Annotated in this window: 25 protein-coding genes and 1 riboswitch; of the genes, 11 read left to right on the forward strand and 14 right to left on the reverse strand. The window is 73.0% G+C overall.

Annotated features, from left to right (window positions below):
• Positions 1–57: 57 nt before the first annotated feature.
• Complete coding sequence (gltX, locus tag AB1207_RS09130) at positions 58–1,587, reverse strand: glutamate--tRNA ligase (protein WP_367637743.1); 1,530 nt, start codon at positions 1,585–1,587, stop codon at positions 58–60.
• Between the two features lie 185 nt (positions 1,588–1,772).
• Between gltX and AB1207_RS09135 the strand changes: the two genes are divergently transcribed.
• Positions 1,773–2,420 carry a hypothetical protein gene (locus AB1207_RS09135; RefSeq protein WP_367637744.1) on the forward strand — a complete coding sequence of 216 codons (648 nt, stop codon included), beginning with the start codon at positions 1,773–1,775 and terminating at the stop codon, positions 2,418–2,420.
• A 12-nt stretch (positions 2,421–2,432) separates the two neighbouring features.
• Here AB1207_RS09135 and AB1207_RS09140 read toward each other — a convergent pair whose 3' ends face one another.
• A complete protein-coding gene (locus tag AB1207_RS09140) occupies positions 2,433–3,230 on the reverse strand; it encodes a fumarylacetoacetate hydrolase family protein (RefSeq protein WP_367637746.1) in 798 nt (265 codons plus the stop codon).
• A 278-nt stretch (positions 3,231–3,508) separates the two neighbouring features.
• On the opposite strand from AB1207_RS09140, the gene AB1207_RS09145 reads away from it, so the two are divergent.
• A complete protein-coding gene (locus AB1207_RS09145) occupies positions 3,509–4,453 on the forward strand; it encodes a hypothetical protein (RefSeq protein ID WP_367637747.1) in 945 nt (314 codons plus the stop codon).
• A 112-nt stretch (positions 4,454–4,565) separates the two neighbouring features.
• On the opposite strand, the gene AB1207_RS09150 is transcribed toward AB1207_RS09145, so the two are convergent.
• A complete protein-coding gene (locus AB1207_RS09150; RefSeq protein WP_367637748.1) occupies positions 4,566–5,681 on the reverse strand; it encodes a branched-chain amino acid aminotransferase in 1,116 nt (371 codons plus the stop codon).
• A gap of 75 nt (positions 5,682–5,756) precedes the next feature.
• A complete protein-coding gene (locus AB1207_RS09155; RefSeq protein WP_367637750.1) occupies positions 5,757–6,806 on the reverse strand; it encodes a 3-isopropylmalate dehydrogenase in 1,050 nt (349 codons plus the stop codon).
• 123 nt (positions 6,807–6,929) lie between these two features.
• On the opposite strand from AB1207_RS09155, the gene AB1207_RS09160 reads away from it, so the two are divergent.
• The 7 genes from AB1207_RS09160 (at position 6,930) to AB1207_RS09190 (ending at position 13,915) form a co-directional block, all read left to right on the forward strand.
• Entirely contained in the window at positions 6,930–8,120 is a 1,191-nt protein-coding gene (locus AB1207_RS09160; protein WP_367637751.1) for a sensor histidine kinase, read from the forward strand.
• Complete coding sequence (locus AB1207_RS09165; RefSeq protein ID WP_367637752.1) at positions 8,110–8,835, forward strand: response regulator transcription factor; 726 nt, start codon at positions 8,110–8,112, stop codon at positions 8,833–8,835. The genes AB1207_RS09160 and AB1207_RS09165 overlap by 11 nt, the downstream gene beginning before the upstream one ends.
• Positions 8,836–8,925: 90 nt before the next feature.
• Positions 8,926–9,597 (forward strand): hypothetical protein, encoded by a 672-nt coding sequence (locus AB1207_RS09170; RefSeq protein WP_367637753.1) that lies wholly within the window; start codon positions 8,926–8,928, stop codon positions 9,595–9,597.
• A 147-nt stretch (positions 9,598–9,744) separates the two neighbouring features.
• Positions 9,745–10,518 carry an ABC transporter ATP-binding protein gene (locus AB1207_RS09175; protein WP_367637755.1) on the forward strand — a complete coding sequence of 258 codons (774 nt, stop codon included), beginning with the start codon at positions 9,745–9,747 and terminating at the stop codon, positions 10,516–10,518.
• A 12-nt stretch (positions 10,519–10,530) separates the two neighbouring features.
• Complete coding sequence (locus AB1207_RS09180; protein ID WP_367637756.1) at positions 10,531–13,050, forward strand: ABC transporter permease; 2,520 nt, start codon at positions 10,531–10,533, stop codon at positions 13,048–13,050.
• Positions 13,051–13,068: 18 nt separating this feature from the next.
• On the forward strand, positions 13,069–13,374 hold the full coding sequence (locus AB1207_RS09185; protein WP_367637758.1) for an antibiotic biosynthesis monooxygenase family protein: 306 nt from the start codon (positions 13,069–13,071) through the stop codon (positions 13,372–13,374).
• Between the two features lie 10 nt (positions 13,375–13,384).
• Entirely contained in the window at positions 13,385–13,915 is a 531-nt protein-coding gene (locus AB1207_RS09190; protein ID WP_367637759.1) for an alpha/beta hydrolase, read from the forward strand.
• Between the two features lie 4 nt (positions 13,916–13,919).
• Here AB1207_RS09190 and AB1207_RS09195 read toward each other — a convergent pair whose 3' ends face one another.
• Both AB1207_RS09195 and AB1207_RS09200 read right to left on the reverse strand, forming a co-directional pair.
• Positions 13,920–15,230, reverse strand: a complete 1,311-nt coding sequence (locus tag AB1207_RS09195) for an LLM class flavin-dependent oxidoreductase (protein WP_367637760.1) — start codon at positions 15,228–15,230, stop codon at positions 13,920–13,922.
• The gene (locus AB1207_RS09200) at positions 15,230–16,552 is read right to left on the reverse strand and encodes an O-acetylhomoserine aminocarboxypropyltransferase/cysteine synthase family protein (protein WP_367637762.1); all 1,323 of its coding nucleotides are present in this window, start codon (positions 16,550–16,552) and stop codon (positions 15,230–15,232) included. Before AB1207_RS09200 ends, AB1207_RS09195 begins: the two co-directional genes overlap by 1 nt.
• Positions 16,553–16,663: 111 nt before the next feature.
• Positions 16,664–16,769: riboswitch (SAM riboswitch) on the reverse strand.
• Positions 16,770–16,836: 67 nt separating this feature from the next.
• Between AB1207_RS09200 and AB1207_RS09205 the strand changes: the two genes are divergently transcribed.
• Positions 16,837–18,144, forward strand: coding sequence for an NtaA/DmoA family FMN-dependent monooxygenase (locus AB1207_RS09205; RefSeq protein WP_367637764.1), 1,308 nt, complete (start codon positions 16,837–16,839; stop codon positions 18,142–18,144).
• Between the two features lies 1 nt (position 18,145).
• Here AB1207_RS09205 and AB1207_RS09210 read toward each other — a convergent pair whose 3' ends face one another.
• From AB1207_RS09210 to AB1207_RS09230, 5 genes are read right to left on the reverse strand one after another with little or no spacing between them, the layout of a single operon-like run.
• On the reverse strand, positions 18,146–19,012 hold the full coding sequence (locus AB1207_RS09210) for an LLM class F420-dependent oxidoreductase (protein WP_367637765.1): 867 nt from the start codon (positions 19,010–19,012) through the stop codon (positions 18,146–18,148).
• Positions 19,013–19,064: 52 nt separating this feature from the next.
• On the reverse strand, positions 19,065–19,460 hold the full coding sequence (locus AB1207_RS09215) for a DUF3253 domain-containing protein (RefSeq protein WP_367637766.1): 396 nt from the start codon (positions 19,458–19,460) through the stop codon (positions 19,065–19,067).
• Positions 19,457–20,767 carry an ABC transporter substrate-binding protein gene (locus tag AB1207_RS09220; protein WP_367637767.1) on the reverse strand — a complete coding sequence of 437 codons (1,311 nt, stop codon included), beginning with the start codon at positions 20,765–20,767 and terminating at the stop codon, positions 19,457–19,459. Before AB1207_RS09220 ends, AB1207_RS09215 begins: the two co-directional genes overlap by 4 nt.
• Positions 20,768–20,785: 18 nt before the next feature.
• Positions 20,786–21,613: a carbohydrate ABC transporter permease gene (locus AB1207_RS09225; RefSeq protein WP_367637768.1), complete on the reverse strand. Its 828-nt coding sequence runs from the start codon at positions 21,611–21,613 to the stop codon at positions 20,786–20,788.
• Positions 21,610–22,458, reverse strand: a complete 849-nt coding sequence (locus AB1207_RS09230; RefSeq protein ID WP_367637770.1) for a carbohydrate ABC transporter permease — start codon at positions 22,456–22,458, stop codon at positions 21,610–21,612. Before AB1207_RS09230 ends, AB1207_RS09225 begins: the two co-directional genes overlap by 4 nt.
• A 139-nt stretch (positions 22,459–22,597) precedes the next feature.
• Here AB1207_RS09230 and AB1207_RS09235 point away from each other — a divergent pair, with 139 nt between their 5' ends.
• Positions 22,598–23,203 (forward strand): flavodoxin family protein, encoded by a 606-nt coding sequence (locus tag AB1207_RS09235; protein WP_367637771.1) that lies wholly within the window; start codon positions 22,598–22,600, stop codon positions 23,201–23,203.
• Positions 23,204–23,273: 70 nt separating this feature from the next.
• On the opposite strand, the gene ilvC is transcribed toward AB1207_RS09235, so the two are convergent.
• Genes ilvC through AB1207_RS09250 form a run of 3 tightly spaced genes read right to left on the reverse strand, consistent with a single transcriptional unit; the run spans position 23,274 to position 26,694 of the window.
• Positions 23,274–24,302, reverse strand: coding sequence for a ketol-acid reductoisomerase (gene ilvC, locus AB1207_RS09240; protein ID WP_367637772.1), 1,029 nt, complete (start codon positions 24,300–24,302; stop codon positions 23,274–23,276).
• Positions 24,303–24,346: 44 nt separating this feature from the next.
• On the reverse strand, positions 24,347–24,859 hold the full coding sequence (ilvN, locus tag AB1207_RS09245) for an acetolactate synthase small subunit (protein WP_106214130.1): 513 nt from the start codon (positions 24,857–24,859) through the stop codon (positions 24,347–24,349).
• Positions 24,859–26,694 (reverse strand): acetolactate synthase large subunit, encoded by a 1,836-nt coding sequence (locus AB1207_RS09250; protein WP_367637774.1) that lies wholly within the window; start codon positions 26,692–26,694, stop codon positions 24,859–24,861. The genes ilvN and AB1207_RS09250 overlap by 1 nt, the downstream gene beginning before the upstream one ends.
• Between the last annotated feature and the right edge of the window lie 238 nt (positions 26,695–26,932).

Genomic DNA, 26,932 nt, shown 5'->3' on the forward strand with positions numbered 1-26,932 from the left:
CCCTGCTTCCCAAATCGGCTCCCCGGCGGCGGACCTGAGCCGCCGGGGAGGATCCGGTCAGAGGGTGGCGCGCAGCCTCCGGAGCCGCGCGAGCGAGGCGTCGCGTCCCAGGATCTCCATCGACTCGAACAGCGGCGGGGAGACCCGTCGGCCCGTGACAGCCGTCCGCAACGGCGCGAACGCGAACTTGGGCTTCACCCCGAGGCCGTCGACGACGGCCGCCCGCAGCGCCGCCTCGAGGGCCGGTGTCGTCCACTCCGACAGCGCCTCCAGCGCCGTCAGCGACGCGTCGAGGACGTCCGCGGCCTCGGGCCGCAGGGCCTTGGTGGCGTCCTCCTCCAGGACGACGTCCTCGTCGGCGACGAACAGGAAGCCGAGCATCCCGGGCGCCTGTCCGAGCAGCGTCATCCGCTCCTGCACCAGCGGCGCGGCGGCCGCGAGGCGCGCCTGCTGCTCGGCGGTCGGGTGCTCGGGCAGCACCCCGCCGGCCTGCAGGTACGGGACGAGGCGGTCGCGGAAGTCGTCGGCCGCCAGCATGCGCAGGTGCGCCGCGTTGACGGCCTCCGCCTTGGCGACGTCGAAGCGCGCGGGCGAGGCGTTGACGTCGGCGACGTCGAAGGCCGCCACCATCTCCTCGACGGAGAACAGGTCGCGGTCGTCGGCGATGCCCCAGCCGAGCAGGGCCAGGTAGTTCAGCAGCCCCTCGGGGACGAACCCGCGGTCGCGGTGGTGGAAGAGGTTGGACTCCGGGTCGCGCTTGGACAGCTTCTTGTTGCCCTCCCCCATGACGTACGGCAGGTGCCCGAAGCGCGGGACGGCCTTGGCCACCCCGATGTCGACGAGCGCCTCGTAGAGCGCGATCTGCCGCGGCGTGGAGGACAGCAGGTCCTCCCCGCGCAGGACGTGGGTGATCTCCATGAGCGCGTCGTCGACCGGGTTGACGAGCGTGTAGAGCGGGTCGCCGTTGGCGCGCACCAGGACCGGGTCGGGGAAGGAGCCGGCCTTGAACTCGATCGGCCCGCGGACGAGGTCGTCGAAGGACCAGTCCCGGCCCTCGGGCAGCCGCAGCCGCAGCGTGGGCTCGCGGCCCTCCTCGCGGAACGCCGCGACCTGCTCGGGCGTCAGGTCGCGGTCGAACCCGTCGTAGCCCAGCACCTTCGGCCGGCCCGCCGCCTCGTGCCGCGCCTCGATCTCCTCGGCCGTTGAGTAGGACTCGTAGAGGTGACCGGCGTCCTTCAGGCGCTGCACCACGTCGTCGTAGACCGCGCGCCGCTGGGACTGCCGGTACGGGCCGTGCGGGCCGCCGACGTCGATGCCCTCGTCCCAGTCGAGGCCGAGCCAGGCCAGCGCGTCGAGGATCTGCGCGTAGCTCTCCTCGGAGTCGCGCGCCGCGTCGGTGTCCTCGATGCGGAACACCAGCTTCCCGCCCGTGTGCCGGGCGTAGGCCCAGTTGAACAGCGCCGTCCGGATGAGCCCGACGTGCGGGGTCCCGGTCGGCGACGGACAGAAGCGGACGCGCACCCCGGACGGGGCGGGCGTGGTCTCGGCTGTGGTCGCAGGCGTGGTCTCAGGCGTGGTCTCAGTCATGGCAGCACCCAGCCTATTGCGCCCGGCACGCCTGAACGGGTGAGCACGGAGGGGGCGCCTGCGGCCACCAGGGTGGTTGCTGTCCGTCACGGGTGCGCCGTCCGGGTGGTGGGCCCGCTCACGCAGCGTCACGCGTGTCAGCGTCATCAGGACGAACCCGCTCCCGCCGCCCCCAGGAGACCTCCGTGACCCGCCGCTCGCTCAAGCCCCTCGTCGCCGCCGCCGGCCTGCTGCTCCCGCTGACCGCCCTCACCGCCTGCGGTTCCGTGTCGGCCGTCGCCGGCCTGCCCGCCGCGACGACGAGCCCCTCCGCCACGGCAACGCCCACCGCGACGCCCGTCGCCGTCACGCCCGTGCAGAACGACCTCGCCCTCGGGTCGGCCCACCACGAGCTGCAGGCCGGCGGGATGACCCTGGCCGTCAACTACTGGTCGACCCTGGACATGGGGAAGTGGACGGCCGAGGCCGCCAAGCCGATCCAGCTCGCCGCGACCATCACCGGCCCGAACCTCGGGACGGCGAAGAAGCAGCAGAAGGCCTACGTCAGCAACTTCACCGTGACGAGCTCGCTCGTCGCCGCCGACGGCACCACCACGACCGGCCCGACCGTCCAGGACACCTCGCGGCAGACCCCCGGCTACCTCGCGATGGCGCCGTACGCGTACTCCACGTCCTTCGTCCTGCCCTCCGTCCCGGCCGGCACCCGCAGCGTCGAGATGCTCATCAGCTACGACGTGCTCGAGCAGAGCGCGCCGGGCGCGGCCGACTACTCCAAGCAGACCGCGACCGACACGATCACCGTCGCGATCGCGCAGCCCACCGACGCGGGGTGACCACCCGGGGTCTCACTCGGGGGCGGTGAAGGTCGTCGAGAGGACGCCGATCCCCTCGACCTCGACCTCGACGCGCTGCCCGGCCCGCACCGGACCGACCCCCGCCGGGGTGCCGGTCAGGATGACGTCGCCGGGCAGCAGCGTCATGGCCGAGGACACGTGGGCGATGATCGACGGGATGTCGTGGACCATGAGCGACGTCCGGCCGTCCTGGACGACCTCGAGGTCCTCCCCCGTCCCCACCCGCGTCTCGATGCGGACGTCCGCGGGGTCGAGGTCGGTCTCGATCCACGGCCCGATGGGCGTGAACCCGTCGGCCCCCTTCGCCCGCCACCACTGCTTGTCCGGCCCCTGCAGCGCCCGCGCCGTGATGTCGTTGGCGACGGTGTACCCGTAGACGACCTCCGCGACGCGCTCCTTCGGCACGTCCTTGCACAGGCGGCGGATGACGACGGCCAGTTCGCCCTCGTAGTGCAGTTCCTCCCCCGCCCACGCCGGGACCACCAGCGGGTCCCCCGGCCCGGCGACGGACGTGTTCGGCACCGTGAACACCAGCGGTTCGTCCGGCACCTCGTTGCCGAGTTCCTCGGCGTGCGCGACGTAGTTCCGCCCGATCCCCAGGACCTTCGAGCGCGGGATGACCGGCGCCAGCAACCGCGCGTCCACCAGCGGCACCCGCTCCCCCGTCGGGTTCAGCGGGCTGAACAGCGGATCCCCCGAGACGACGAGGATCTCCTCCTCCCCCGGCGCGCCCTCGACGACCCCGTACCGCGGGTCCGAACCACTGGAGGAGAACCTGGCGATGCGCATCCCCTCACCCTAGACAGCCCGCTGCGCCCGCCCGGGGTCGGGATCGTTGACGCATCGGGCTCGACCTAGGAGCTCGTCGGGTCAGCGCTACCTCCACGGCCGCGGGTGCCGGGACGGGCTCGTCGACGCAACCGGCTCACCCTAGGAGCCTGCAGCGTCAACGAGCCCGCCTCAGGACCGTGACGCACCGGGATCCACAGGGTCCCCCGCGGGAGCACTGTCCACAGGACGACCGTCGTCGCACGAGCGCGAGGGCCTCGAGCGGGCAACCTGCCCGGGTGCCGCGACGACGAGAGTACGACCGTGCCTCCATCGACGACCTGTTCCGCGCGAACCACGGGGTGGTCAAGCGTTCCGACCTGCTGGTCGCCGGGATGCCCAACCCGACGATCACCCGCTGGTGTGGAGTGCGGGGACGCTGGCAGCGCGTGCTGCCCGGTGTCGTGCTCGGCCACCGGGGAACACCGACGACCACCGAACGTCGACGGGCCGCGCTGGTCTACGCCGGCCGAGGAGCTCGCATCAGCGGTGTCCACGCCCTCGACCTGCACGCCGCGCTCACCGCGCCCCTCACCCCCGGCGAGAAGGTCTTCGTGGTGGTGCCGCAGGACCGGCACCGGACGTCGGCGGACTTCTGCGTCGTCGAACGCAGCGAGCGCGACCCCGGTCGGACTGAGCGTCAGGGGTTCCCCGTCACCTCGGCGGCTCGAGCGTGCGCCGACGCCGTCCGGGGCCACGACCTCAGCGCGGACGACGTGCGGGAACTCATGAGCTCGGTGCTGCGCCACGAGCGTTGTTCGTTGCGTCAACTGGAGCGTGAGGTGCTCGGCGGGCCGACGCAACGCAGTGGTCCCGCCAGAGCGGCGCTGCAGGAACTGGGGGCCGGCGTGCGCAGTGCGGCCGAAGCGAAGGCGTTCCACCTCGTCTCGTCGTCGGACCTGCCGCAGCCGTTGTGGAACCGGCCCGTCGTCGTCGGTGGCCGGTGGCTGGGCGAGGCGGACGCGTTCTGGCCCGACCTCGGCGTCGTGCTGGAGATCGACTCGATGCTGTGGCACCTGGGGGCACGGGCGCTCCGCAGGACCCAGGCCAAGGCCCGCCGCTACGCCGCGGCCGGGTTGACGCTGATCACCATCGCTCCTTCGGACCTCCTGGCCGACCCTCGGGGGTTCCTCGAGACCCTCCGGTCGGCGCTCGCGATCGCCACGGCCCGCCGGATCGGGTGAGGCAGCCGGCGGGGGTATCGCCGACTCAATCGGCTCGTAGGTTGAGCCGGATGCGTCAACGATCCCACCCCGGCGGCGGGCGAGGGCACGAGCCCCACCGGGGGGCGGGCGGTCAGACGAGGCGGCGGAGCCAGCCGTGGGTGTCCTGCGCCCGGCCGTACTGGATGTCCAGCAGCGTGTTCCGGATCGTCATCGTCACCTCACCGGCCGCGCCGGTGCCGTGGGACAGCTCGCCGTCGGGCGAGACGAGCTTGCCGACGGGGGTGACGGCGGCGGCGGTGCCGCAAGCGAAGACCTCGGTGATCCGGCCCGACGCGACGCCTTCGCGCCACTCGTCGATGCTCACGCGGCGTTCGGTCACCTCGTGGCCGAGGTCCTTGGCGAGGTCGATGATCGAGTCGCGGGTGATGCCCTCGAGGATCGTCCCGGTGAGTTCGGGCGTGACGATCGAACCGTCGTCGTGGACGAAGTAGAGGTTCATCCCGCCGAGTTCCTCGACGTACTTGTGCTCGGTGGCGTCGAGGAAGCAGACCTGGTCGCAACCGTTGGCCGAGGCCTCGTCCTGCGCGGCCAGGCTGGCGGCGTAGTTCCCGCCGCACTTGGCCGAGCCCGTCCCGCCGAGGGCGGCGCGGGTGTAGTTCTGCGACAGCCAGATCGAGACGGGTTTCACGCCGCCGGGGAAGTAGGCGCCGGCCGGGGAGGCGATGACCAGGAACTTCACCTCGTGCGCGGCGCGGACGCCGAGGAACGCCTCGGTCGCGACCATGAACGGACGCAGGTAGAGCGAGGACTCCCCACCCGTCGGCACCCACGCCTCGTCGGCGCGCACCAGCTGCGTGATCGCCTCGAGGAACATCGCCTCGCCCACCTCGGGCAGCGCGAGACGGCGCGCGGAGCGGGCCATGCGGGCGGCGTTCGCCTCGGGGCGGAACGTCCAGACGCTGCCGTCGGCGTGCCGGTAGGCCTTGAGCCCCTCGAAGATCTCCTGCGCGTAGTGCAGGACGGCGGCCGCCGGGTCGAGCTGCAACGGCCCGTAGGGGACGACGGCCGCGTCGTGCCAGCCGGCGTCCCGCGTCCACATCGCCACCGCCATGTGGTCGGTGAAGAACTTCCCGAACCCCGGGGCGGCGAGGATCTCGGCGCGGCGCTGCTCGGAGACCGGCACCGCCGACGGCGTCACGGGGAACGTCAACCCAGCGGTCGGCCCGGTCGTCGGGGTGGCGGTCATGCGGGCTCCTCGGGGTGCGTGGCGGGTGGTTCGACGGTACCCCGCCGCAGGACGGGGCCCCGGGTCAGGCGCGGATCAGGAGACGGCGGCGGCCAGCGCGTCCCCGACCTCGGAGGTGGACCGCTGCCCGACCTCCCCGGCGGCGCGGCGGGACAGGTCGGACGTCACGGCGGCGTCGACGCGGGCGGCGGCGTCGGTGTGCCCGAGGTGCTCGAGCAGCAGCGCCACGGACAGCACGGCGGCGGTCGGGTCGGCGAGTTGCTTCCCGGCGATGTCGGGGGCGGAGCCGTGGACGGGCTCGAACATGCTCGGGGCCGTCCGGTCGGGGTTGACGTTGCCGGACGCCGCCAGGCCGATGCCCCCGGTCACGGCCGCCGCGAGGTCGGTGAGGATGTCGCCGAAGAGGTTGTCGGTGACGATGACGTCGAACCGCGCCGGGTCGGTCACGAGGAAGATCGTGGCGGCGTCGACGTGCAGGTAGTCGACGGCGACGTCGGGGAACTCCGCACCGACGGCCTCGACGGTGCGCCGCCACAGGTGGCCGGCGTGCACGAGGACGTTGTGCTTGTGCACCAGCGTCAGCTTCCTGCGGGGCCGCGCGGTGGCGCGGGCGAAGGCGTCGCGGACGACGCGCTCGACGCCGAACGCGGTGTTGACGCTGACCTCGGTGGCGATCTCGTGCGGGGTGCCGACGCGCAGGGCGCCGCCGTTGCCGACGTACGGACCCTCGGTGCCCTCGCGGACGACGACGAAGTCGATCTCCCCCGGGGCGGCGAGCGGGGTCGCGACGCCCGGGAAGAGCTTGGAGGGCCGCAGGTTCACGTAGTGGTCGAGGGCGAACCGCAGCTTCAGGAGCAGGCCGCGTTCGAGGACGCCGCTCGGCACGCTCGGGTCGCCGACGGCGCCGAGCAGGATCGCGTCGTGCCCGCGGACCTCCTCGAGCACGCTGTCCGGCAGCGTCTCGCCCGTGCGGTGGTAGAGGCGGGCGCCGAGGTCGTACTCGGTCGTCGCGACCTGGGTCCCGGACCCGTCCAGCACGGCGGAGAGCACCTTGAGCGCCTCGACCGTCACCTCCTGGCCGATGCCGTCGCCGGGGATGACTGCGAGTCGCACGGTGTCCGCCATGCGCCGGAGGTTATCGGAGCGCCAACCCCGGCCACGCGCCCCGACCGTCCCACCGTGGTCGGACCCCCGACGTCGTCCCCGGGGACGACGACCGGTCGGCACGCCCCTCCCTACGCTGTGGCGGTGCAGGACGAGAACACCGGGCGGACCGTCTTCGACGCGGTCGTGGCCTGGACGCGGGCGAACTCGCTCCTCATCGACGCCTTCCTCGCCCTGGGCCTGGCCGGGCTGAGCGTCCTGGCGACCGTCACCGAGCTGTCGCCGCTGGGGCTGCTCGTCGCCGCCGGGATGACCGTGCCGCTGGCCGTGCGCCGCCGGTACCCGGAGGTGTCCGGTGGGCTCGTCGCCCTGTTCGGGCTGCTGCAGCTGGCCCTGCCGACCCCCTCCTTCGGCAACGTCGGGGTGCTCATGGCCGTCTACGCCCTGGCCGCGTACGGCCGGCGCTGGGCGTCGAACGGGGGGCTGCTGCTGGGCCTGTTCGGGTCGGTGGCCTGCGCGGTGCGGTTCTTCTCCGCCACCGGGGCGGGTGCGGTGGTGATCCTCGCGGCGCTCATCGCGTTCTCCGTCGTGGCGAGCTGGTCCCTGGGCAGCCTGCGCCGCGCGCAGCGGCAGAACGAGTTCGCGCTGGTCGAGCGCGCGCGGTTGCTGGAGAACGAGCGGGAGAACGAGTCCCGGCTCGCCGCGACGTCCGAGCGCCAGCGCATCGCGCGCGAGATGCACGACGTCGTGGCGCACTCGCTGTCGGTCATCATCGCCCAGGCCGACGGCGGCCGGTACGCGGCCAAGGCCGACCCCGCGGTGGCGGCGCAGGTGCTGGAGACGATCTCCGGCACGGGTCGGCAGGCGCTGGCGGACATGCGCAACCTGCTCGGGGTGCTGCGCACCGGCCCGGGTGACGACCGCGCACCGCAACCGGACGCGACGATGATCGGGGACCTGGTTGACCAGGTCCGGGCCAGCGGGCTGGAGGTCACCGCGCAGGTGCGGGGCGAGGTCCGCGACCTGCCGCCGGCGATGGGCCTGGCGGCGTACCGGATCGTGCAGGAGTCCCTGACGAACGTCCTGAAGCACGCCGGTCCGCGGGCCCGCACGAGCGTCGAGGTCCGCTGGGAGGCGGACGCCCTGCGCATGAGCGTCGAGGACGACGGTCGTGGTGCCGCGTCGCTGGTGCAGCCGAGCCCGGGGGGCCAGGGGCTCGTGGGCATGGCCGAGCGCGCGCGGCTGCACGGCGGGTCCGTGGTGAGCGGGCCGCGCCCCGGAGGGGGTTTCTCCGTCCGCGCGACGCTTCCCTACAGTGCTCGAGGTGAACGCTGAGGTGACCGCTCCCGAGAACCCCGTCCGGGTCGTCCTCGTCGACGACCAGCAGCTCGTCCGGGCGGGTTTCCGCATGGTGATCGACTCCCAGCCGGACCTGACCGTCGTGGCGGAGGCCTCCGACGGTGCCGACGCGGTCCGCGTCGTGACCTCGACCCCGGCCGACGTGGTGCTCATGGACGTGCGCATGCCCGGTCTGGACGGGATCGAGGCGACCCGGCAGATCACCGGGCGCCTCGGCGAGGACGGCCCGAAGGTGGTGGTGCTCACCACCTTCGACCTCGACGAGTACGTCGTCTCGGCGATCGGTGCCGGCGCCAGCGGGTTCCTCCTCAAGGACGCCCCGCCCGAGGAGCTGCTCGACGCCGTGCGCACGGTCCACTCCGGCGACGCGGTCATCGCGGCGAGCTCCACGCGGCGCCTGCTGCAGCACGTCGGACCGTTGCTGCGGGCGGGGGCGGCGACCCCCGCGAGCACGGCCCCGGGCCTGCCCACCGACCTCACGCCGCGCGAGCTCGAGGTGCTCGAGTGCATGGCCCACGGGCTGACGAACTCCGAGATCGCGGCGCGGTTCGTCGTCTCCGAGGCGACGGTCAAGACGCACGTCGGTCGGGTGCTGGCGAAGACGCACTCGCGCGACCGCGTCCAGGCCGTCGTGCTGGCGTTCTCGGCCGGGTTGGTCCAACCGGGTGAGGTCCTCCGCGACGCGCGGTGACCGGTTGGCGCAAATGCATGACCGCTGAGTCACCCCTACGGCACGATGTGTGACGGCCGCGAAGTCCGCGGTCACTGAGGGGGGTCTCAGATGTTCCACCGTCGTGCGCTGACGCGCGCCCTGATCGCCGCGCCGGCCCTGCTGGCGCTCACCACCGCCGCCCTGGCCACCGCGGGTCCGGCCTCCGCCGCCTCGGGCACCCGGGCCGCACCGCACCTGACGGCGCGGGCCGCCACGCTGGAGCTGCAGGCCCCGGCGCAGACCCGGCCGATGACCGACGACTGCTACGCCGGCTGGAGCTCGGCCCTCTGCGGGTACGGGACGGTCAGCCTCACCCTCACGGGTTTCTCCGCGTTCGGTGGCGTCCCGTCGTGCGACCCCGAGGACGCGGGCTACTCGGACTCCTGCGAGGAACCGGTCGCCTCGCTGGTCGAGACGCGCGGCACCACGGTCGACGTGGTCGTCAAGTGCGGGGGGAAGCTGCTGCCGCGCGTGGCCACCGTGCCCGTCGTCACCGAGCCCTCGCACCTCGTCGGCCCCGCCGACGTCACCGGGTTCACGCGCCTGGACGCCGACAGCGCCCGGGTCCGCGTCGCCTTCACGCTGCCGACGCCCAGCGCCATCGGCGTCTGCGGGAACCGCTCGACGCAGCTGCTGTCCGCCTCGGTCCGGAACGTCACCGTCGGCTGGGCCGGAGCCGAGGGGACGTCCGTCCCGGCCGGCACGTACCGCCTCCCCGGAGCGCACCGCGTCCGCCTGTGAACTGCGCCGAGACCGTCCGGGTCCACCCGCAGGATGACGGGTGGGCACCGCGAGATCACCTCTGGACCCGACGACCGGAGCGGTCCACCTCCCTAGCCTCGAGGAGTTCGCAGGTGCTGCGAGCGACTGCGAGACAGGGAGAACCACGTGTCCGAGACCAACCAGCGGGCCGGGGCGCCGACGGTGCTGCAGGCGGCCCGTCCCGCCGTGCGGGCCGCGGGGCTGCGCAAGACGTACGGCCGGGGGGACGCGGTCGTGCACGCCCTCGCCGGGGTGGACGTGGCGTTCGCCCGCGGTGAGTTCACCGCCATCATGGGTCCCTCCGGGTCGGGCAAGTCGACGCTCATGCACTGCCTCGCCGGACTCGACACGGCGAGCGCCGGTCGCGTGTTCCTCGGCGACACCGAACTCACCGCGCTGCGCGACGCCGACCTGACGCGGCTGCGGCGCGAGCGCGTGGGTTTCGTGTTCCAGAGCTTCAACCTGCTCCCGGTCCTCGACGCCACCGAGAACGTCCTGCTGCCGCTGCGGTTGGCCGGGCGCTCCCCCGACCCCGCGTGGTTCGACGACGTCGTCCGCCGGCTCGGGCTCACCGAACGGCTGCACCACCGTCCCCACGAACTCTCCGGGGGTCAGCAGCAGCGCGTCGCGGTCGCACGGGCTCTGCTGCCGCGCCCCGACGTCGTGTTCGCCGACGAGCCCACGGGGAACCTGGACTCGCGCTCGGGTGCGGAGGTGCTCAGCCTCCTGCGCGGCAGCGTGCGGGAGGTCGGGCAGACGGTCGTCATGGTGACGCACGACCCCGTCGCCGCCAGCTACGCCGACCGCGTCGTGCTGCTGGCCGACGGGCGGATCGCCGGCGGTCTGACGAACCCCACGCCCGACGACGTCCTCGACGCGCTGCGCGACCTGGGGGCCTGAACCGTGCTCCGGGTGACCCTGGCCCAGGTGCGCGCCCACGGCGCGCGCGTCGCCGCGTCCTGCCTCGCGATCGTCATCGCGGTGGGTTTCGTCGTGGCGACGCTGTCCCTCAACGCGACCGCGAAGAACGGTGTGCTGGAGTCGATCGGCCGGCAGTTCACCTCCAGCGCCGCCGTCGTCCAGCCCGACGCGACCGGTGCGGGTGACGTCGCGCAGGACCCGCTGCCGGCCCTGCGCGAGCGTCTCGCCGCCCTGCCCGGTGTCGCGGCGGTCGCCGCGGACCGGTCCACCTACGTCTCGGTGCGCCTCCCCGGCCGGTCCGGCGCCACCACCACCAAGGTGTCCGCCCTCGGCCCCGACGGTGCGCTGCGCTGGGAGCGGGTGTCGGCGGGTCGCCTGCCCGCGAGCGCCGGCGAGGTCGCGGTCTCGGACCGGGTCGACGTCCCGGTGGGCGCCACCGTGGCCGTGACGACCTACCCGTCGTCGGGCCCGGACGGCGCCCCCGCGGACCCGGTGACGCAGGACGTCACCGTGGTGGGCACCGTGGACCTGGCCGGCGACCCGCGCGCCGGACTCAGCCCGCGCCTGTTCGCCCCCGAGGCGACCGTCGTCGCGTGGGGCGCCACCACCGTCGACCAGCTGCGGGTGGCGTCCGCCCCGGGCCGGGACGTGCTGGCCGCGGTCACGGCCGCAGCGTCCGGCGAGCCGGTCCGTGTGCTGTCCGGAACCGCTGCGGCGCAGGAGGTCGCGGACTCCTTCACCGGGGACGCGGCGTCGCTGACGTCCGTCCTGCTGGTGTTCGGCGCGGTCGCCGTGCTGGTGGCCGGTCTCGTCATCGCCAACACGTTCGCCGTCCTGCTGGCCCAGCGGACCCGGGAGCTCGCGCTCCTGCGCTGCGTCGGTGCCGACCGTGGTCAGGTCGGTCGCAGCGTCCTGCTCGAGGCGGCCGTCGTCGGCCTGCTGGCCTCCGCCGCCGGGATCCTCGCCGGCTACGGCCTGGCCGCGGCGGTCGCGGCGGTCGCCGGGCGCGTGGACTCTCCCGTCCCCCTGGGCGACGTCGTGGTGCCACCGACCGCCGTCGCCGCCGGGCTCGCCCTCGGCACGGTCGTGACCGTCCTCGCGGCCGCCGCGCCGGCCCGCGCGGCGACCCGGGTGGCGCCGCTGGCCGCCCTCCGTCCGGTCCTGGCGGTCCCCGTCGGCTCCCGGGCCGGCCTGCTCCGCCTCGTGGCGGGCCTCGTGCTGGCGGTGCCCGCCACGGCCGCCCTGGTCCTGTTCGCCCGGCAGGGCGATCTGGTGCCCGCCGTCGGTGCGGGCGCGGTGAGCTTCCTCGGCGTCCTGCTGCTCGCGCAGCGGTTCGTGCCCGCGGCGGTGGCCCTGGCGGGGCGGCCGTTCCGGCGCGTCGGCGGTGTCCCGGCCCGGCTGGCGGCGGGCAACGCCGTGCGCAACCCGCGCCGGACGGCGGCCACGGCCACGGCCCTGGTCATCGGGGTCACGCTGACGACGGCGATGGTCGTGGGCACGGCCTCCACGCGGTCCTCGGCCGCCGCCGGGATCGACGCCTCGTACCCGACGGACGTCGTCGTCACCTCCCCGCAGGCGCTGGGCGCCGAGGCGGTCGCGGCCGTCCGCGGCACGGGTCACGTCGCGGCGATGACCCTCGTCGACTCGCTGTCCCTCACCACCGCCGACGGGTCGCAGGGGCTGTCGGTGACCGGGGTCGATCCCACGCAGGCCGCGGAGGTGGTGCGCTCGCAGGGCCGCACCCCGCTGCCGCGGGACGGGGAGCTCGTCGTCTCCCGGCAGTGGGCGCGGGACTCCGGCACGGCCGACGGCAGCACGCTGACGCTGCACCGCGTCGACGAGACCACGGGCTCGGCCACCGGCGCGGGGGTGCCGTTGCGCGTGCGGGTCGCGACCCGGTCCTCCGCCGAGGCCACCGTGACCCTGGCCGACGCCCGCCGCCTCGACCCGGCGGCCACCCCGACGGGGGCGTGGATCCGCCTCGTCGACGGCGGTACCGCGCAGCAGGCGGCGGCGACGGACGACCTGTCCGAGGCCCTCGCGAAGGTCCTGCCCACCAGCGACGTCACCGGCATCGCCTCGGTGCGCAACTCACTCGACGACCTCCTCACGACGATGCTGCTCGTGGTGACGGGCCTGCTCGCCGTCGCCGTCGTCATCGCCCTCATCGGAGTCGGCAACACCCTGGCGCTGTCGGTCGTGGAGCGGCGGCAGGAGTCCGGGCTCCTGCGGGCGCTGGGCCTGACCCGCCGCCAGCTGCGGGCGCTGCTGGCCTGGGAGGCCCTGCTCGTGGCCGGGGTGGCCGCCGTCCTCGGGGTGGCCCTCGGGACGGGCTACGGCCTGGCCGGCACGACGTCGGTGCTGGTCCGCGAGACCCCCGTGCAGCTCACCGTCCCGTGGCTGCAGGTCGCCGGCATCGTCGTGGTCGCGGCCGCTGCCGGGGTGCTCGCGTCGGTGCTGCCGGCCCGGCGGGCGGCGCGGACACCCCCGGTGGCCGCGATCGCGGACTGATCCTGGGATCCTGCCCCCATGGCTGTCGTGAAGATCAACGCGATCGAGGTGCCCGAGGGGTCCGGGGCGGAACTGGAACGCCGGTTCGCCCACCGGATGGGGGCCGTGGAGGGCACTGCGGGGTTCCTCGGGTTCGAGCTCCTCCGGCCCGTCGCCGGGGAGACCCGCTACTTCGTCTACACGAAGTGGGAGACCGAGGAGGCCTACCAGGCCTGGGCCGGCGGCGGGGCCCGCGAGGCGCACGCCGGTGAGAGGCAGCGGCCCGTCGCGACCGGCGCCACGCTCCTGGAGTTCGAGGTCGTGCTGGGCGCCGACCCGAGCTGAGGAACCACCCGTGCGCATCGTCGAGGAAGGTCACGCCCCGGGAGCACCCGCGCTGGTGCTGCCGGGGCGCGGCTACGACGTGGACCAGCCCGTCCTGCGGGCCGTCCGGGACGAACTCGTGGCCGCGGGGCACCGGGTCCTGGCGCTGTCCTGGGCCGAAGGCGCGCCGGCGCCGCAGGACGTGCCCGCGCTCGTCCGGTTCCTGCTCGACGACCTGCGCCCCTGCCTGGTCGTGGCGAAGTCGCTCACGACGCTGGCGCTGCCGGTGGCGGCCGACCGGGGGCTGAGCGGGATCTGGCTCACACCGTTGCTGGACCGTCCCGAGGTGGGACTGGCCGCGGCCCGGTCCCACCCGCGGACGCTGCTCGTGGGCGGGACGGCCGACCCGACCTGGAACCGCACGCTCGCGCACGAGAGCGACCGCGAGGTGCTCGAGTTCGACGGCGCGGACCACTCACTGGGGCACCCCGGGGACCCGGCCGGCACGGCGTCGGTCCTGCAGGAGCTGCGCACCGGCGTCCGCGCGTTCCTCGCGGGCTGAGCGCTCAGAACTCGAACAGGTTGCCGCGCAGCCCTCCTCCGCCGTACCCGCTGCGCAGGACCCCGCGTCGGCGCAGGACCGGGACGAGGTCGTCCAGGTAGCGGTGCAGCGTCACGGGGTGCAGGTCACCGGAGAGCAGGAACCCGTCGTTGCCGGCGTCCTCGCCGTACTCCTCGACGAGGTCGGCGAACTCCGCGGCCGTCCCGACGAGGCCGCTGCGGTCGGCGAGCCGTCCCTTGCGCGCCTTGCGCGCCAGCAGTTCCCGCAGCGGCGCGTCGGGCGTCCCGCCCCGCAGCGCCGCGACGGTCCCCCGGGACACGTGGTCGCCGAACACCGCCGGGTCCAGCGGACGGTCCAGCGGGAGCACCGTGAGGTCGGTCTCGAGGTCGCTGGACCAGTGCAGCGCCACCTCGCGCAGGACCTCCTCGGAGGGGGTGCGGGACGCGGCGACGACCCGGTCCGCCTCCTCCCGGCTGCTCACGAGCTCGGGTTTGACGACGAACAGCACGCGGACGTCGTCGGCCTTGCGCCCCGCCGCCGCGGCGGCGTCGAGAACGCGGGAGCGGTACGCGCGGACCTGCGCGACGTCCAACGGTGCGAGGGCGAGCTGGACGTCCGAGCGGGACCCCGCGAACGCCAGCCCCCGCGGCGAACCCCCGGGGGAGACCAGCACGGGTTCTCCCCCGGCGAAGGGCAGCGCGTTGAGCGGACCGTCGAGCGCGAAGTGCTCGCCGCGGTGCTGGAAGGCGTCGATGCGGGACCCGTCGGCGAACCGCCCCGTGACGGGGTCGGCGACGAGGGCCCCCTCGTCCCAGCTGTGCCACAACCGGCGGACGACGTCGATCCACTCCTCCGCCCGGTCGTAGGCGACGTCGTGCGCGACGGGTTCGCGTCCGACGTGCCGGGCGCTGCCGACGTCGGTGACGAGGTTCAGCCCGAACCGGTCACCCGACAGGTGCTGCAGCGTCGCCGCCTGCCGCGCAGCGAGGTAGGGCGGGGTGATCCCCGCGTTCACCGTGGGCACGATGCCGAGGTGGCTCGTCGCGGCGAACAGGTAGGGCGCCAGCAGCAGCGGGTCGTGCTTCGGCCCGCCGTACGCCGCGCGCACCCGCAGGTCCAGCGTGGCGGGGTTCCCGAGCGAGACGGCGTCCTCGACCACGACGAGGTCGAACCCGGCGCGCTCGAGGTCGCGGACGGCGTGCGCGTACAGGTCGGGCCGGGTCCAGTCGTCGTTCCACGCCTGGTAGTCCCGGCCCCAGCCCTGCGGGCCGAAACCTCGGGAGAAGAAGTACCCGAAGTGCTGCAACCGGCCCATCAGGACCCCACCTCCACCAGGGTCTCCTCGGGTGCGGGTTCGTGCGTCGCGGCCAGCGCCCGTTCCAGGTCGGCGACGAGGTCGGCGGATTCCTCCAGGCCGATCGACAGGCGCAGCAGACCGGGCCAGATCCCCGTCTCGAGCCGTTCGGTCTCGGTGCGGTGCGCGTGGGTGGTGCTGGCCGGGTGGATGACCAGCGACCGCACGTCCCCGACGTGCGTCATCCGCGTGAACAGCTCGACGGCGTCCACGAACCGTTGCGCCGCAGACCGTCCGCCGGCGAGCGTGACGGACAGGACCGCCCCGGTGCCGAGCGGCAGCAGACGCTGCGCGACGGCGTGGGAGGGGTGGTCGGGCAGGGCCGCGTGGTCGACGGACACGACCTCGGGACGCGCCAGCAGCCACCGGGCCAGGAGTTCGGCCGTCGCGCTCTGGCGGGCCACCCGCAGCGAGAGCGTCTCCAGGCCCTGCTGGACGAGGAACGCGTTGAAGGGCGAGATGGCCGGTCCCAGGCGAGACGCGACGACCCCGCGGGTGTGCTCGACGTAGGCGCGGCGCGGCCCGTACCGGTCGACCCAGCTCACCCCGCCGAGGACCCCGACGGGGGAGGTGAGGTGCTCGAACCCCGACCAGTCGAACCCCTCCCCCGTCACGACGACGCCCCCCAAGGCGGACCCGTGTCCGGCGAGGAACTTGCTGGCGGAGTGCACGACGACATCGGCCCCGTGCTCCAGGGGGCGCAGCAGGTACGGCGTCGCGAAGGTGTTGTCCACGACGAGCGGGACGCCGTGGCGGTGGGCCACGGCGGCGACGGCCGGGACGTCGAGGACGGCGTTCTTGGGGTTGGCGATCGACTCGGCGAAGAAGGCGCGCGTCGTGGGGCGCACCAACCGTTCCCAGTCGTCGGGACCGGCGGCGAAGTCGACGGCGATCCCGAGCCGGGCGAAGTTCTCCAGGAACAGCCCGCGCGACCCCTCGTAGAGGTCCGCGGCGGCCACGAGGTGGTCCCCGGCCCCGAGGATCCCGAGCAGGGCGACGGTGAGGGCGGCCTGCCCCGTGCCGAGCAGCAGCGCGTCCGTCCCGCCCTCCAGGGCGGCGAGGCGTCGCTCGACGGCGGCCGTGGTCGGGTTCCCCATCCGGGTGTAGACGAACCCGTCGTCCTCCCCGGCGAAGCGGGCCCGGGCCTGCTCGAAGTCGTCGAAGACGAAACCCGCCGTCAGGTGGACGGGGGTGACGCGGGCGCCCGTCACGGGGTCGGGTTCGGCGCCGGCGTGGACCTGCCGGGTGGCGAAGGACAGGGGGGTGCTCGGGACGTGCGGCATCGCAGGGCCTTCCGGGTGCGGGGCGGGTGAGGTGTCGGGGCGGTCAGGCCCGACAGGTCATCCCGGCGCTGCGCAGCAGGTCGATCACGAGACGTCGCGTCAGCGGTGCGTGCTCCATCGGTGGTCCTCTCCCATCGGTCCTGGCGGGAGCACCGACCCGGTGGGGCGGTTGCTGCGGCGTCGACGAGCCAGGTCTCTCGGCCGCTCTGGATGGCACCTCCAGTGGAGAGCACCGCGGCCCGGACTGTCAAGCGCTTCACACGATCGGGGTAGCGTGCGGCGGCGTGATCCTCACGGCGATGCTCTTCTACCCCGGCGGCGAGCACCTCACGAGCTGGCGGCTGCCGGGCGGCCGACCCGCCGACTACCTCTCGGTCGGCTACTACGAGGACTTCGCGCGGACGGCGGAACGGGCCGGGTTCGCCGCTCTCTTCTACGCCGACGAGCTCTACGTGTGGGACCGGTTCCCGTCGGGGGTCGAGCACGTCGCGAACCTGCGGCCCGAACCCTTCGGGCTGCTCGGGGCCCTGACGCGGTGCACCGAGCGCATCGGCCTGGTGGCGACCGTGTCCACGACGTACAACGAGCCGTTCCACACCGCCCGCCAGGTCGGGTCCCTGGACTTCCTCAGCTCCGGCCGCGCGGGCTGGAACCTCGTGACGTCCGCGAGCGATGAGGAGGCGCGCAACTTCGGCCTGGACCGCAACCTCGACCACGCGGCGCGGTACCGCCGCGGCGCGGAGTTCGTCGAGGTCGTGCACGGTCTGTGGGACAGCTGGGACGACGGAGCCGTGGCCCCGGACGTGGCGAGCGGCCGGTACGCCGACCCGGCCGGGATGCACGTGCTCGACCACGAGGGCGAGTTCTTCCGGGTCCGCGGTCCCCTGAACCTGCCCCGGCCGCCCCAGGGCCGGCACGTGCTGTTCCAGGCCGGGTCCTCGGAGGACGGGCGCCGGCTCGCGGGGCAGCACGCCGAGGCGGTCTTCGTCCCCGGGTCGGCCCCGCTGCCCGGCGCGCAGCGGCTGTACGAGGACTACAAGTCCCGCGCCGTCGCGGCCGGCCGCGCGCGGTCGGACCTGCTGGTCCTGCCGGCCCTGTCCCCCGTCCTCGGCGCCACGACCGCCCAGGCGCACGAACGGGTGGACGAGATCGAGGCCCTCACACCGGACCGGCTGAGCCTGGACTGGCTGTCCCACCACCTCGGCGTCGACCTGTCCGACCGCCCCCTCGACGAGGAGTTCCGCTTCGACTTCGCGGGCGGCTCGAACCAGGTCCAGACCGTCTACGAGGGGATCCGCAAGCTCGTCGACCGCGACCGGTTCACGCTGCGCGAGCTGTACCGCGTGATGCTGCGGCGGCGGTTCCTGCCCGGGACCCCCGAGGAGGTCGCGGACTGGATGACGGAGCGGTTCACGGCCGGCGCCGCCGACGGGTTCACGCTCGCGTTCTCCTCCGTCCCCCAGGGGTTGACGGAGTTCGCCGACCAGGTCGTGCCGCTGCTCGTGCGTCGCGGTGTGCTGGCCCCGGAACTGCCGGAGGCGACGCTGCGGGGGAACCTGGGCCTGCCGGTCCCCCGCAGCCGCTGGGCCTGACTCAGGCGCCGAGCTCGGCCAGCCGCGGGACGACCTCCTCGCCGAAGCGGCGGACGCTGCCGGGCTCGAAGTACCCGCGGAACCCGCCGTGGACGTGGGTCACGCCGAGCGCGGCGAAACCTCGGCACTTCTCGACGAACCCGTCGACGTCGGCCGGGTCGGCGACGTCCATGACGGTCTTCTCGATCTCGCCGTAGTCACGGCCGAGGTCGTCGCAGTGGCGTTTGAGCACCTCGAGCTTGTGGGCGATGTCGTCACCCCCGAACAGGTTGCACGCGTCGCCGTACTGCGCGACGAGGCGCAGGGTCTTGCGCTCGCCCCCGCCGCCGATGAGGACCGGCGGGTGCGGCCGGCGCAGCGGCTGCGGGCTGTTCAGCGTGCGGCCCAGCGTGTAGTGGGTCCCCTCGAAGGGTTCCTCCGACTCCGACCACATCTGCCGGCAGACGCGCAGGGTCTCCTCGAGCCGCTCGAACCGTTCGGCCGTGGGGGGGAACGGCAGCCCCAGGCCGGTGGCCTCCTGCTCGAACCACGCCGCGCCGATGCCGAGCCAGGCCCGTCCACCGGACAGGACGTCGAGGGTGGTGACGAGCTTGGCGAGCACCCCCGGTTCCCGGTAGGTGACCGCGGTGACCCAGGCGAGCAGTTCCACGCGTTCGGTGCGGGCCGCGATGAACCCCAGGGTCGTGTACGCCTCGAGCATCGCGCGCTCGGCGTCCCCGATGGGCGGGATCTGCCACAGGTGGTCCATGACGCTGACGGAGCGGAACCCGGACTCCTCGGCCTCGGTGACGACGCGGACGAGGTCCTCGCGGAGGGTGGCGGGGCCGCCCGGGTTGGTGAAGTCGGAGACGTGCAGACCGATGTGCATGGGAACTCCTGACGCGCGGTGGGTCCGGTCGTCCGGACGCTACGCCTGCCCCTCAGCGCAGGCGCACGCGGATGGGTCCCTTCGCGGTCGACGGGTCGACGACGCGGCCGCCCTGGGTGATCTCGGCCTCGCCGGCCGCCACGAGCCGCCGCGCGGCCGACCGGGCCGGTTCCATGAGGTCGCGCCAGTCCTCGCCGCCGACCGCTCGGGCTACCTCGCTCGGGCACACCGTCTTCGACCGACCGCGTTCGTCGAGCAGCCGGCGCAGCGTCGTCTCGAGGTCCGCGTCGACACCGCTGGACGACTTCGCCCGGCGGCGGCAGGCGTCGGAGCAGTACTTCACCGCCTCCCAGTCGCGTTCCCACTTCTTGCGCCATGTGATGGTCCGCCCGCAGACGGCGCAGTCCTTGGTCGGGACCTGGGGCGTGCCTCTCGTGCGCCCGCTCATCCGCGGATCGCCGCGTTGGCCGCGTCCTGGGCCTGCTTCATCCCCTGGGCGACGGGGATGCGCCCGAGGAACACCTCCTTGAGGACCTCGTCGGCCGCGGACTGCCCCGTCTGCGCGCGGGGCCCGTGCGGGGCGGGCATGACGTCTGTCGCGGCGGCGGCGTCCAGGAACGGCTGGACGTCCACGCCCTTGCCCTTCCAGTAGTCGAGGTAGGACTGCTGGGCGGCCGTGACGGCGGGGAAGGCGGCCCCCTCGGCCCCGATGGGTGCGGCCCCCTCCTCGCTGCCGAGCCACTCCAGCACCTTGAGGGCCGCGTCCTTGTCCTTCGTCTTCGCGTTGCCCACCGCCACGATGCCGTTGGTGACGAGGACGCGTCCGGCGGGTCCGGTGAGGCCGGGCGCGATGCCCCACTCGAACTGGGCGCCGTCCGCGACGTTCTTGAGGTTGTACGTCCCGGACTGGAACAGGGCCATGGTCCCCTGGGTGAACTGGTCGCGGGAGAAGTCGCCGTTGTCGTTCGTGTCGGCGGCCGAGGGGGACACCTTGTCGCGGTTGATGAGGTCCACCACGTACTGCATGGCCTCCACGGACTTCGGATCGTCGCCGAACACGTAGGTGTCGTCGTCGGCCTGCCACCGGCCGCCGTTGGACCCGACGAAGTCGTAGAAGATCGCCTGCAGGTCGTAGGCCGCGTTGAAGCCGTACTGCGTCCTGGCCCCCTCGGTGCGCGTCAGCGCCTTCGCCGCGGGCAGGAACGTGTCGCCGGTCCCGGCGGGGTTCCACGTGAGGATCGAGGGGTCGACACCCGCGGCCTGGACGAGCTGGCGGTTGTAGAACAACCCGATGGCGTCCGACAGCTGCGGGACGCCCCAGAGCGACCCCTTGCGCGTGTACTGGTCGACGACGGTCTTCTGCCACCCGCCGACCGCGTCGGGCAGCTCCTCGCCGACGTTGAGGAACGTGCCCGAGTCGACGTAGACCCCGAAGTTCGAGCTGTTGACCCACAGGACGTCCGGCAGCGTGCCGCCGGCCACGTCGGCGGGCAGCTTGTCCCAGTAGCTGGCCCACGGGACCATCTCGATCTTCGGCGTGATGCCCGGGTTCTTCGCGCGGAACGCCTCGAAGCTCTTCTCGTAGGCGGGCTGGACGGTGTCGTCCCAGAGCCGGACGGTCACGGTCGTCCCGCCCCCGGAGGACCCGCCACCCGAGGAACCGTCGTCGGCGATGGAGCAACCGCTCAGGGCCGCGGTGCCGAGGCCCGCCGCCAGTCCACCGCGCAGCAGGTTCCGCCTCGTGACAGTGCTCATGTCGATTCCTCCCGTGGCTCAGCGGAATCCGGTGAGCGAGATGGACTCCGTGACGTGCTTGTTGACGAGCAGGAACAGGACGACGAGCGGCGCCATGGCGAGGGTCGTGGCCGCGGTGACGAGCGTCCAGTTGCCGTTGTACTGGCTCTGCAGGTTCGCGGTGGCGACCGTCAGCGTCTGCCACGTCGGTCCGGTCGTGATGATGAGCGGCCAGAGGAAGTTGTTCCACTGGCTGACGACGGTGATGACGGCGAGCGTGGCCAGCACCGGCCGGGACAACGGCACGACGACGTGCCGCAGGATGCGCAGGGTGCCGCACCCGTCGAGGCGGGCCGCGTCCTCGAGGTCCTGCGGGACGGCGCGGAAGTGCTCGCGCAGCAGGTACACCGCGAACGGCGACCCGAAGAGGGTCGGGAGCACGATCCCCCAGAACGTGTTCCGCAGTCCCGCCTGGGCGAACATGACGTACAGCGGGACGATGGTCACCACCTGGGGGACCATCATCGTCGCGAGGTAGCCCCCGAACAGCACGCGCCGGCCCGGAAACTGCAACCGGGCGAACGCGTAGGCCGCGAGGACCGAGCAGACGAGCTGCCCGACGAGCAGGACGACCACGACCTGGACCGTCACGACGAGCGCCGGCACCAGCGTGTACTGACCGCCGAGGACGTCGGCGTAGTTCTGCCCCGTCCACGGCGCCGGCCACGTCAGGGTCGCCCGGCGCGCCAGTTGCGCGGGCTCCTTCAGCGACGTCAGCAGGCTCAGGACGTACGGCCCGAGCGCGAGGACGGCGCCGGCCAGCAGGACGAGGTAGGTCCCCACGACCCCTGCGGTGCGACGGGTCACGAGGCCACCTCGTAGGTGGTGCGGCGTCCGAACCACCACCGCTGCGCGAGGGTCAGGACCACGAGGAAGACCGTCAGGACCACCGCGATCGCGGCCGCCCGACCCATCCGCAGGGCGGTGAAGGCCTCGGAATAGATCTCGTACGCCAGCAGGGAGGTCGCCCCGCCCGGGCCCCCGCCCGTCATGGCGTAGACCGTGTCGAAGACCTGGAAGCTGGAGATGATCCCGGTGATGAGGACGAAGGAGGTCGTCGGCCGCAGCAGCGGCAGCGTGATGCTCCAGAAGACCCGCCAGGGTCCGGCCCCGTCGACGCGGGCTGCGTCGGCCAGTTGCGCCGGGATGCCCGCCAGACCGGCGAGGAAGAACAGGGCGACGTACCCCACCTGCGTCCAGACCGTCACGAACGCCACGGCCGGCAGCGCCAGGGAGTGGCTCGTCAGCCACTCCACGCGCGTCCCGAGGATCGCGTTCAGGGCTCCCGTCGACGGGTCGAACATCCACCGCCACACCAGGCCGACGACGAGCGGGGCGCAGACCCACGGGACCACGTAGAGGACGCGGAAGAAGGTGGACCCCGGGAGCCGGCGCGCGAGGAGGACGGCGACGAACAACCCCAGCGCCGTCTGGACGGGGATGACGAGGACGGTGAACAGGAGGGTGACGGCGAAGGAGTGCCGGATGCCCGCGTCGCTCAGGACGGTGGCGTAGTTGTCCAGGCCCGCCCAGCGGGCCGGTGAGACGAGGTCCCAGCGCTGCAGGCTGAGCCACAGCGCGACACCGACGGGGACGAGGAGGAACACGACGGTCCCGAGCAGGCTCGGCGCGAGCAGGGCCCACCCCGTCACCGCGTCCCTCGTCCGGCGTGTGCGCACCCGTCACCTCCCGCTCGCCCGGTGGTCAACATGCCACGCCCGCAGTGCGCTCGCGACGGGAGGGGGCTAGGTTGGTGAGGCCCTTGCACGTTCAACGAAACTGGAGGACCCAGTGAGCGACGTGAAGCTCGCGATCGTCTACTACTCCGCGACCGGGACGGTCCGCGCGATGGCCGAGCGCCTCGCCGCCGCCGGCGAGCAGGCCGGCGCCGAGGTGCGCCTGCGCCAGGTCGACCGTCAGCCCACCGGCGGCGAGAAGGCCGCCACCGACGCCCAGCAGGCCGAGGCGGAGGAGTCGCGGGGCGCCGAGGGCGTCACCGCCGACGACATCGTCTGGGCCGACGCCGTGCTGTTCGGCTCCCCCACGCGTTACGGCAACATCGCCGGCCAGCTCAAGGTCTTCATCGACTCCCTCGGCCCGCAGTGGGCCCAGGGTCAGCTCGCCGACAAGGTGTACGCCGGCTTCACGTCCTCCCAGACCGCGCACGGCGGCCAGGAGACGACCCTGCTGGCGCTGTACAACTCCATCTACCACTTCGGCGGCATCATCGTCCCGCCCGGGTACACCGACGGCTCGAAGTTTGTCGACGGCAACCCCTACGGCGTCAGCCACGTCACCGGCGGCGGCAACGACATCCCCCTCGGCGACGTGGAGTTCACCGCCCTGGACCACCTCGCGAACCGCGTCGTCGGGATCGCCCGCAAGTTCAAGGGCTGAGCCCGCAGTCGGGCCGACGCACGAGACCCCCGCACCGGAGCCCGGTGCGGGGGTCTCGTCGTCCTCGGGGTCAGCGCGCGGCGGAACCCTCGACGTAGTCGCTGTCGTCAGACTTCACCCACGCCATGAGCTTGCGCAGCTCACGGCCGGTGGCCTCGATCGGGTGCTGCTCGCCCTGGGCGCGCAGCTCCTTGAACTTCGGGGCGCCGGCGTCCTGGTCCTCGATGAAGTTCTTGGCGAAGGTGCCGTCCTGGATGTCCTTGAGGACGTCCTTCATGCGCTCCTTGACCGACGCGTCGATGACGCGCGGGCCGGAGATGTAGTCGCCCCACTCGGCGGTGTCGGAGACCGACCAGCGCTGCTTGGCGATGCCGCCCTCGTACATGAGGTCGACGATGAGCTTCAGCTCGTGCAGGCACTCGAAGTACGCGACCTCGGGCTGGTAGCCGGCCTCGGTGAGCACCTCGAAACCGGTCTGCACCAGCGCGGAGGCGCCACCGCACAGGACGGCCTGCTCACCGAACAGGTCGGTCTCGGTCTCCTCGGTGAAGGTCGTCTTGATGCCGCCGGCGCGCAGGCCGCCGATCGCCCTGGCGTAGGCCAGCGCCAGGTCCCAGGCGTTGCCGGTGGCGTCCTGCTCCACGGCGACGATCACGGGGACACCGCGGCCGTCGACGTACTCGCGGCGCACCAGGTGACCGGGGCCCTTGGGGGCGACCATGACGACGTCGACGTCGGCCGGGGGCTTGATGTAGCCGAAGCGGATGTTGAAGCCGTGGCTGAAGAACAGCGCCTTGCCGGCGGTGAGGTTCGGCTCGATCGCCTCGGCGTACAGACCGCGCTGCAGGTGGTCCGGCACGAGGATCATGATCACGTCCGCGGCCTTTGCGGCCTCGAACGGGGTGGCGACGGCGAGACCCTGCTCCTGCGCCTTGTCGCGGCTCTTCGAGCCCTCCTTGAGGCCGACGACGACGTCGACGCCGGAGTCGCGCAGCGACAGCGCGTGGGCGTGGCCCTGGCTGCCGAAGCCGATGACGGCCACCTTCTTGCCGGTGATCTTGGACAGGTCGGCGTCGTCGTCGTAGAACATCTCGGCCACGTGGGGTTCTCTCCTCGGTTTCTTCGTGCGGTTGCGAAAGGGTCTCAGGCGGAGCGGAGCGCGCGGTCGGAGATCGCGCGCCCACCACGGGCGAGCGCCACCGAACCGGACTGCACCAGTTCCCGGATGCCGAACGGCTCGAGCACGCGCAGCAGCGCGGCCAGCTTGTCGGGGCTGCCGGTCGCCTCCACCGTCACCGCGTCGGGGGCGACGTCGACGACGTGCGCGCGGAACAGCTGCACGGTGTCGAGCACCTCCCCGCGCGCCGAGGCGTCGGCCCGGACCTTGACGAGCAGGAGCTCGCGCTGGACCGAGGCGTCGTCCTCGAGCTCGACGATCTTCAGGACGTTGATGAGCTTGTTGAGCTGCTTCGTCACCTGCTCCAACGGCTGCCGCTCCACGTCCACGACGATGGTCATGCGGGAGATCTCGGCGCGCTCGGTCGGTCCGACCGTGAGGGAGTGGATGTTGAAGTTCCTGCGCGCGAACAGCGACGTGACGCGCATCAGGACACCGGGTCGGTTCTCGACCAGGACGGACAGGGTGTGCTGGGACATCAGGAGATCACCTTCTCCTCGCCGGAGACGGTGTCGCCGGACTCCTCGCGGTCCCACTGGGGCGAGACCCCGCGGGCGTACTGGATGGCGTCGTTGCTCACGCCGGCCTCGACCATCGGCCAGACCATGGCGTCGCGGTGGACGCGGAAGTCGATGACGACGGGGACGTCGTTGATGGCCATGGCCTTCTCGATCGTCGCGTCGACGTCCTCGGGCTTGTCGCAACGCAGACCCACGCAGCCGTAGGCGTCGGCGAGCTTGACGAAGTCCGGGACCGGGGCCGCGTGCGTCCCGTGGTGGTCACCGGAGTGCAGGTCGGTGTTGGAGTAGCGCTCGGAGTAGAAGAGCGTCTGCCACTGCCGCACCATGCCGAGCGAGGAGTTGTTGATGATCGCGACCTTCAGCGGGATCCCGTTGAGGGTGCACGTCGCCAGTTCCTGGTTCGTCATCTGGAAGCAGCCGTCGCCGTCGATCGCCCACACGACGGTGTCCGGTAGGCCCACCTTGGCGCCCATGGCGGCCGGGATGGAGAACCCCATGGTCCCCAGGCCCCCGGAGTTGATCCAGGTGCGCGGGTTCTCGTACTGGACGAACTGAGCGGACCACATCTGGTGCTGCCCGACACCCGCGACGTAGACGGCCTCGGGACCGGCGATGGCGCCGAGGCGCTCGATGACGTACTGCGGCGCCAGCGTCCCGTCCTCGGAGTCGGCGTACCCCAGCGGGTACGTCGCCTTCCAGGACTGCGTCAGCTCGTGCCACGCGGACAGGTCGGCGCGGCCCTTCTCGAACTCCGCGGCCACGGCAGCCGTCAGCTCGGCGATGACGAGCTTGGCGTCGCCCACGATCGGCACGTCGACCGCGCGGTTCTTGCCGATCTCCGCCGGGTCGATGTCGGCGTGGACCACCTTGGCCTCGGGGGCGAAGCTCGACAGCTCCCCCGTGACGCGGTCGTCGAAGCGGGCGCCGAGGGTGATGAGCAGGTCGGCCTTCTGCAGCGCCGTGACGGCCGCGACCGTCCCGTGCATCCCCGGCATGCCGAGGTGGTTCGGGTGCGAGTCGGGCAGCGCGCCGCGGGCCATGAGCGTCGTGACGGCCGGGATGCCGGTGAGGTCGGCCAGGGCCCGCAGCTCGGCCGAGGCGTCGGCCTTGATGACGCCGCCGCCGACGTAGAGCACGGGACGCTCGGAGGCGGCGATGAGCCGGGCGGCCTCGCGGATCTGCTTGCTGTGCGGGCGGACGACGGGTCGGTAGCCGGGCAGGTCGACCGTCTCGGGCCAGGCGTAGGACGTGATCGCCGTCTGCACCGACTTCGGGATGTCGACCAGGACCGGACCGGGTCGGCCGGTCGAGGCGAGGTGGAAGGCCTCGGCGATCGTGCGCGGGATCTCCGCCGGGTCGGTCACCAGGTAGTTGTGCTTGGTGATCGGGATCGTGATCCCGGTGATGTCCGCCTCCTGGAAGGCGTCCGTGCCGATGGCCTTCGTGCCGACCTGGCCGGTGATCGCGACGAGGGGGACGGAGTCCATGTAGGCGTCCGCGATCGGGGTCACGAGGTTCGTCGCACCCGGGCCGGAGGTGGCCATGCAGACGCCGACCTTGCCGGTGGCCTGGGCGTAGCCCTCGGCCGCGTGCCCGGCGCCCTGCTCGTGCCGCACGAGGATGTGCTGGACGGTCGGGGAGTCCATGAGCGGGTCGTAGCTCGGGAGGATCGTTCCGCCCGGGTAGCCGAAGACGACCTCGACCCCTACCGCCTCGAGCGAACGGACGAGGCTCTGCGCGCCGGTGAGCCGGGCGACGGGGAGCTTGGGGTCCAGGGGCAGTTGCTCTGGCATCTCGGTGTCCTCCTCGGGCGGTGCCGTTCACGGTGGTCGTGCTTCCCGGACGCCCGGCGTGTTCGGTCCGCCGGACGCAAAAAGACCCCTCAGCCAGGGATGGCGTGTGAGGGGTCGCGCGCTCGGCCGAACTGACTCAGCCGGCGCGCTGTCCGATGGCTACGAGGAACCGCATGGGTGGAAAGGTAGCCGTCCCGCGGCGCGCTGTCAGCCGACAGCGCGCCGCGTCTCACATCGT

Source organism: Kineococcus endophyticus, from assembly GCF_040796495.1.
GTDB lineage: Bacteria > Actinomycetota > Actinomycetes > Actinomycetales > Kineococcaceae > Kineococcus > Kineococcus endophyticus.

Excerpts from the sequence above, each read along its gene's own strand:
- AB1207_RS09210 (WP_367637765.1), bottom strand. The coding sequence starts at position 19,012 with ATGCACATCGGTCTGCACGTCTCCGACTTCACCAACCCGGGCGGCCCC.
- AB1207_RS09170 (WP_367637753.1), top strand. The coding sequence starts at position 8,926 with ATGTTCCACCGTCGTGCGCTGACGCGCGCCCTGATCGCCGCGCCGGCC.
- AB1207_RS09185 (WP_367637758.1), top strand. The coding sequence starts at position 13,069 with ATGGCTGTCGTGAAGATCAACGCGATCGAGGTGCCCGAGGGGTCCGGG.
- AB1207_RS09140 (WP_367637746.1), bottom strand. The coding sequence starts at position 3,230 with ATGCGCATCGCCAGGTTCTCCTCCAGTGGTTCGGACCCGCGGTACGGG.
- AB1207_RS09250 (WP_367637774.1), bottom strand. The coding sequence starts at position 26,694 with ATGCCAGAGCAACTGCCCCTGGACCCCAAGCTCCCCGTCGCCCGGCTC.
- AB1207_RS09195 (WP_367637760.1), bottom strand. The coding sequence starts at position 15,230 with ATGGGCCGGTTGCAGCACTTCGGGTACTTCTTCTCCCGAGGTTTCGGC.
- AB1207_RS09220 (WP_367637767.1), bottom strand. The coding sequence starts at position 20,767 with ATGAGCACTGTCACGAGGCGGAACCTGCTGCGCGGTGGACTGGCGGCG.
- AB1207_RS09150 (WP_367637748.1), bottom strand. The coding sequence starts at position 5,681 with ATGACCGCCACCCCGACGACCGGGCCGACCGCTGGGTTGACGTTCCCC.
- AB1207_RS09155 (WP_367637750.1), bottom strand. The coding sequence starts at position 6,806 with ATGGCGGACACCGTGCGACTCGCAGTCATCCCCGGCGACGGCATCGGC.
- gltX (WP_367637743.1), bottom strand. The coding sequence starts at position 1,587 with ATGACTGAGACCACGCCTGAGACCACGCCTGCGACCACAGCCGAGACC.
- ilvN (WP_106214130.1), bottom strand. The coding sequence starts at position 24,859 with ATGTCCCAGCACACCCTGTCCGTCCTGGTCGAGAACCGACCCGGTGTC.
- AB1207_RS09200 (WP_367637762.1), bottom strand. The coding sequence starts at position 16,552 with ATGCCGCACGTCCCGAGCACCCCCCTGTCCTTCGCCACCCGGCAGGTC.
- AB1207_RS09215 (WP_367637766.1), bottom strand. The coding sequence starts at position 19,460 with ATGAGCGGGCGCACGAGAGGCACGCCCCAGGTCCCGACCAAGGACTGC.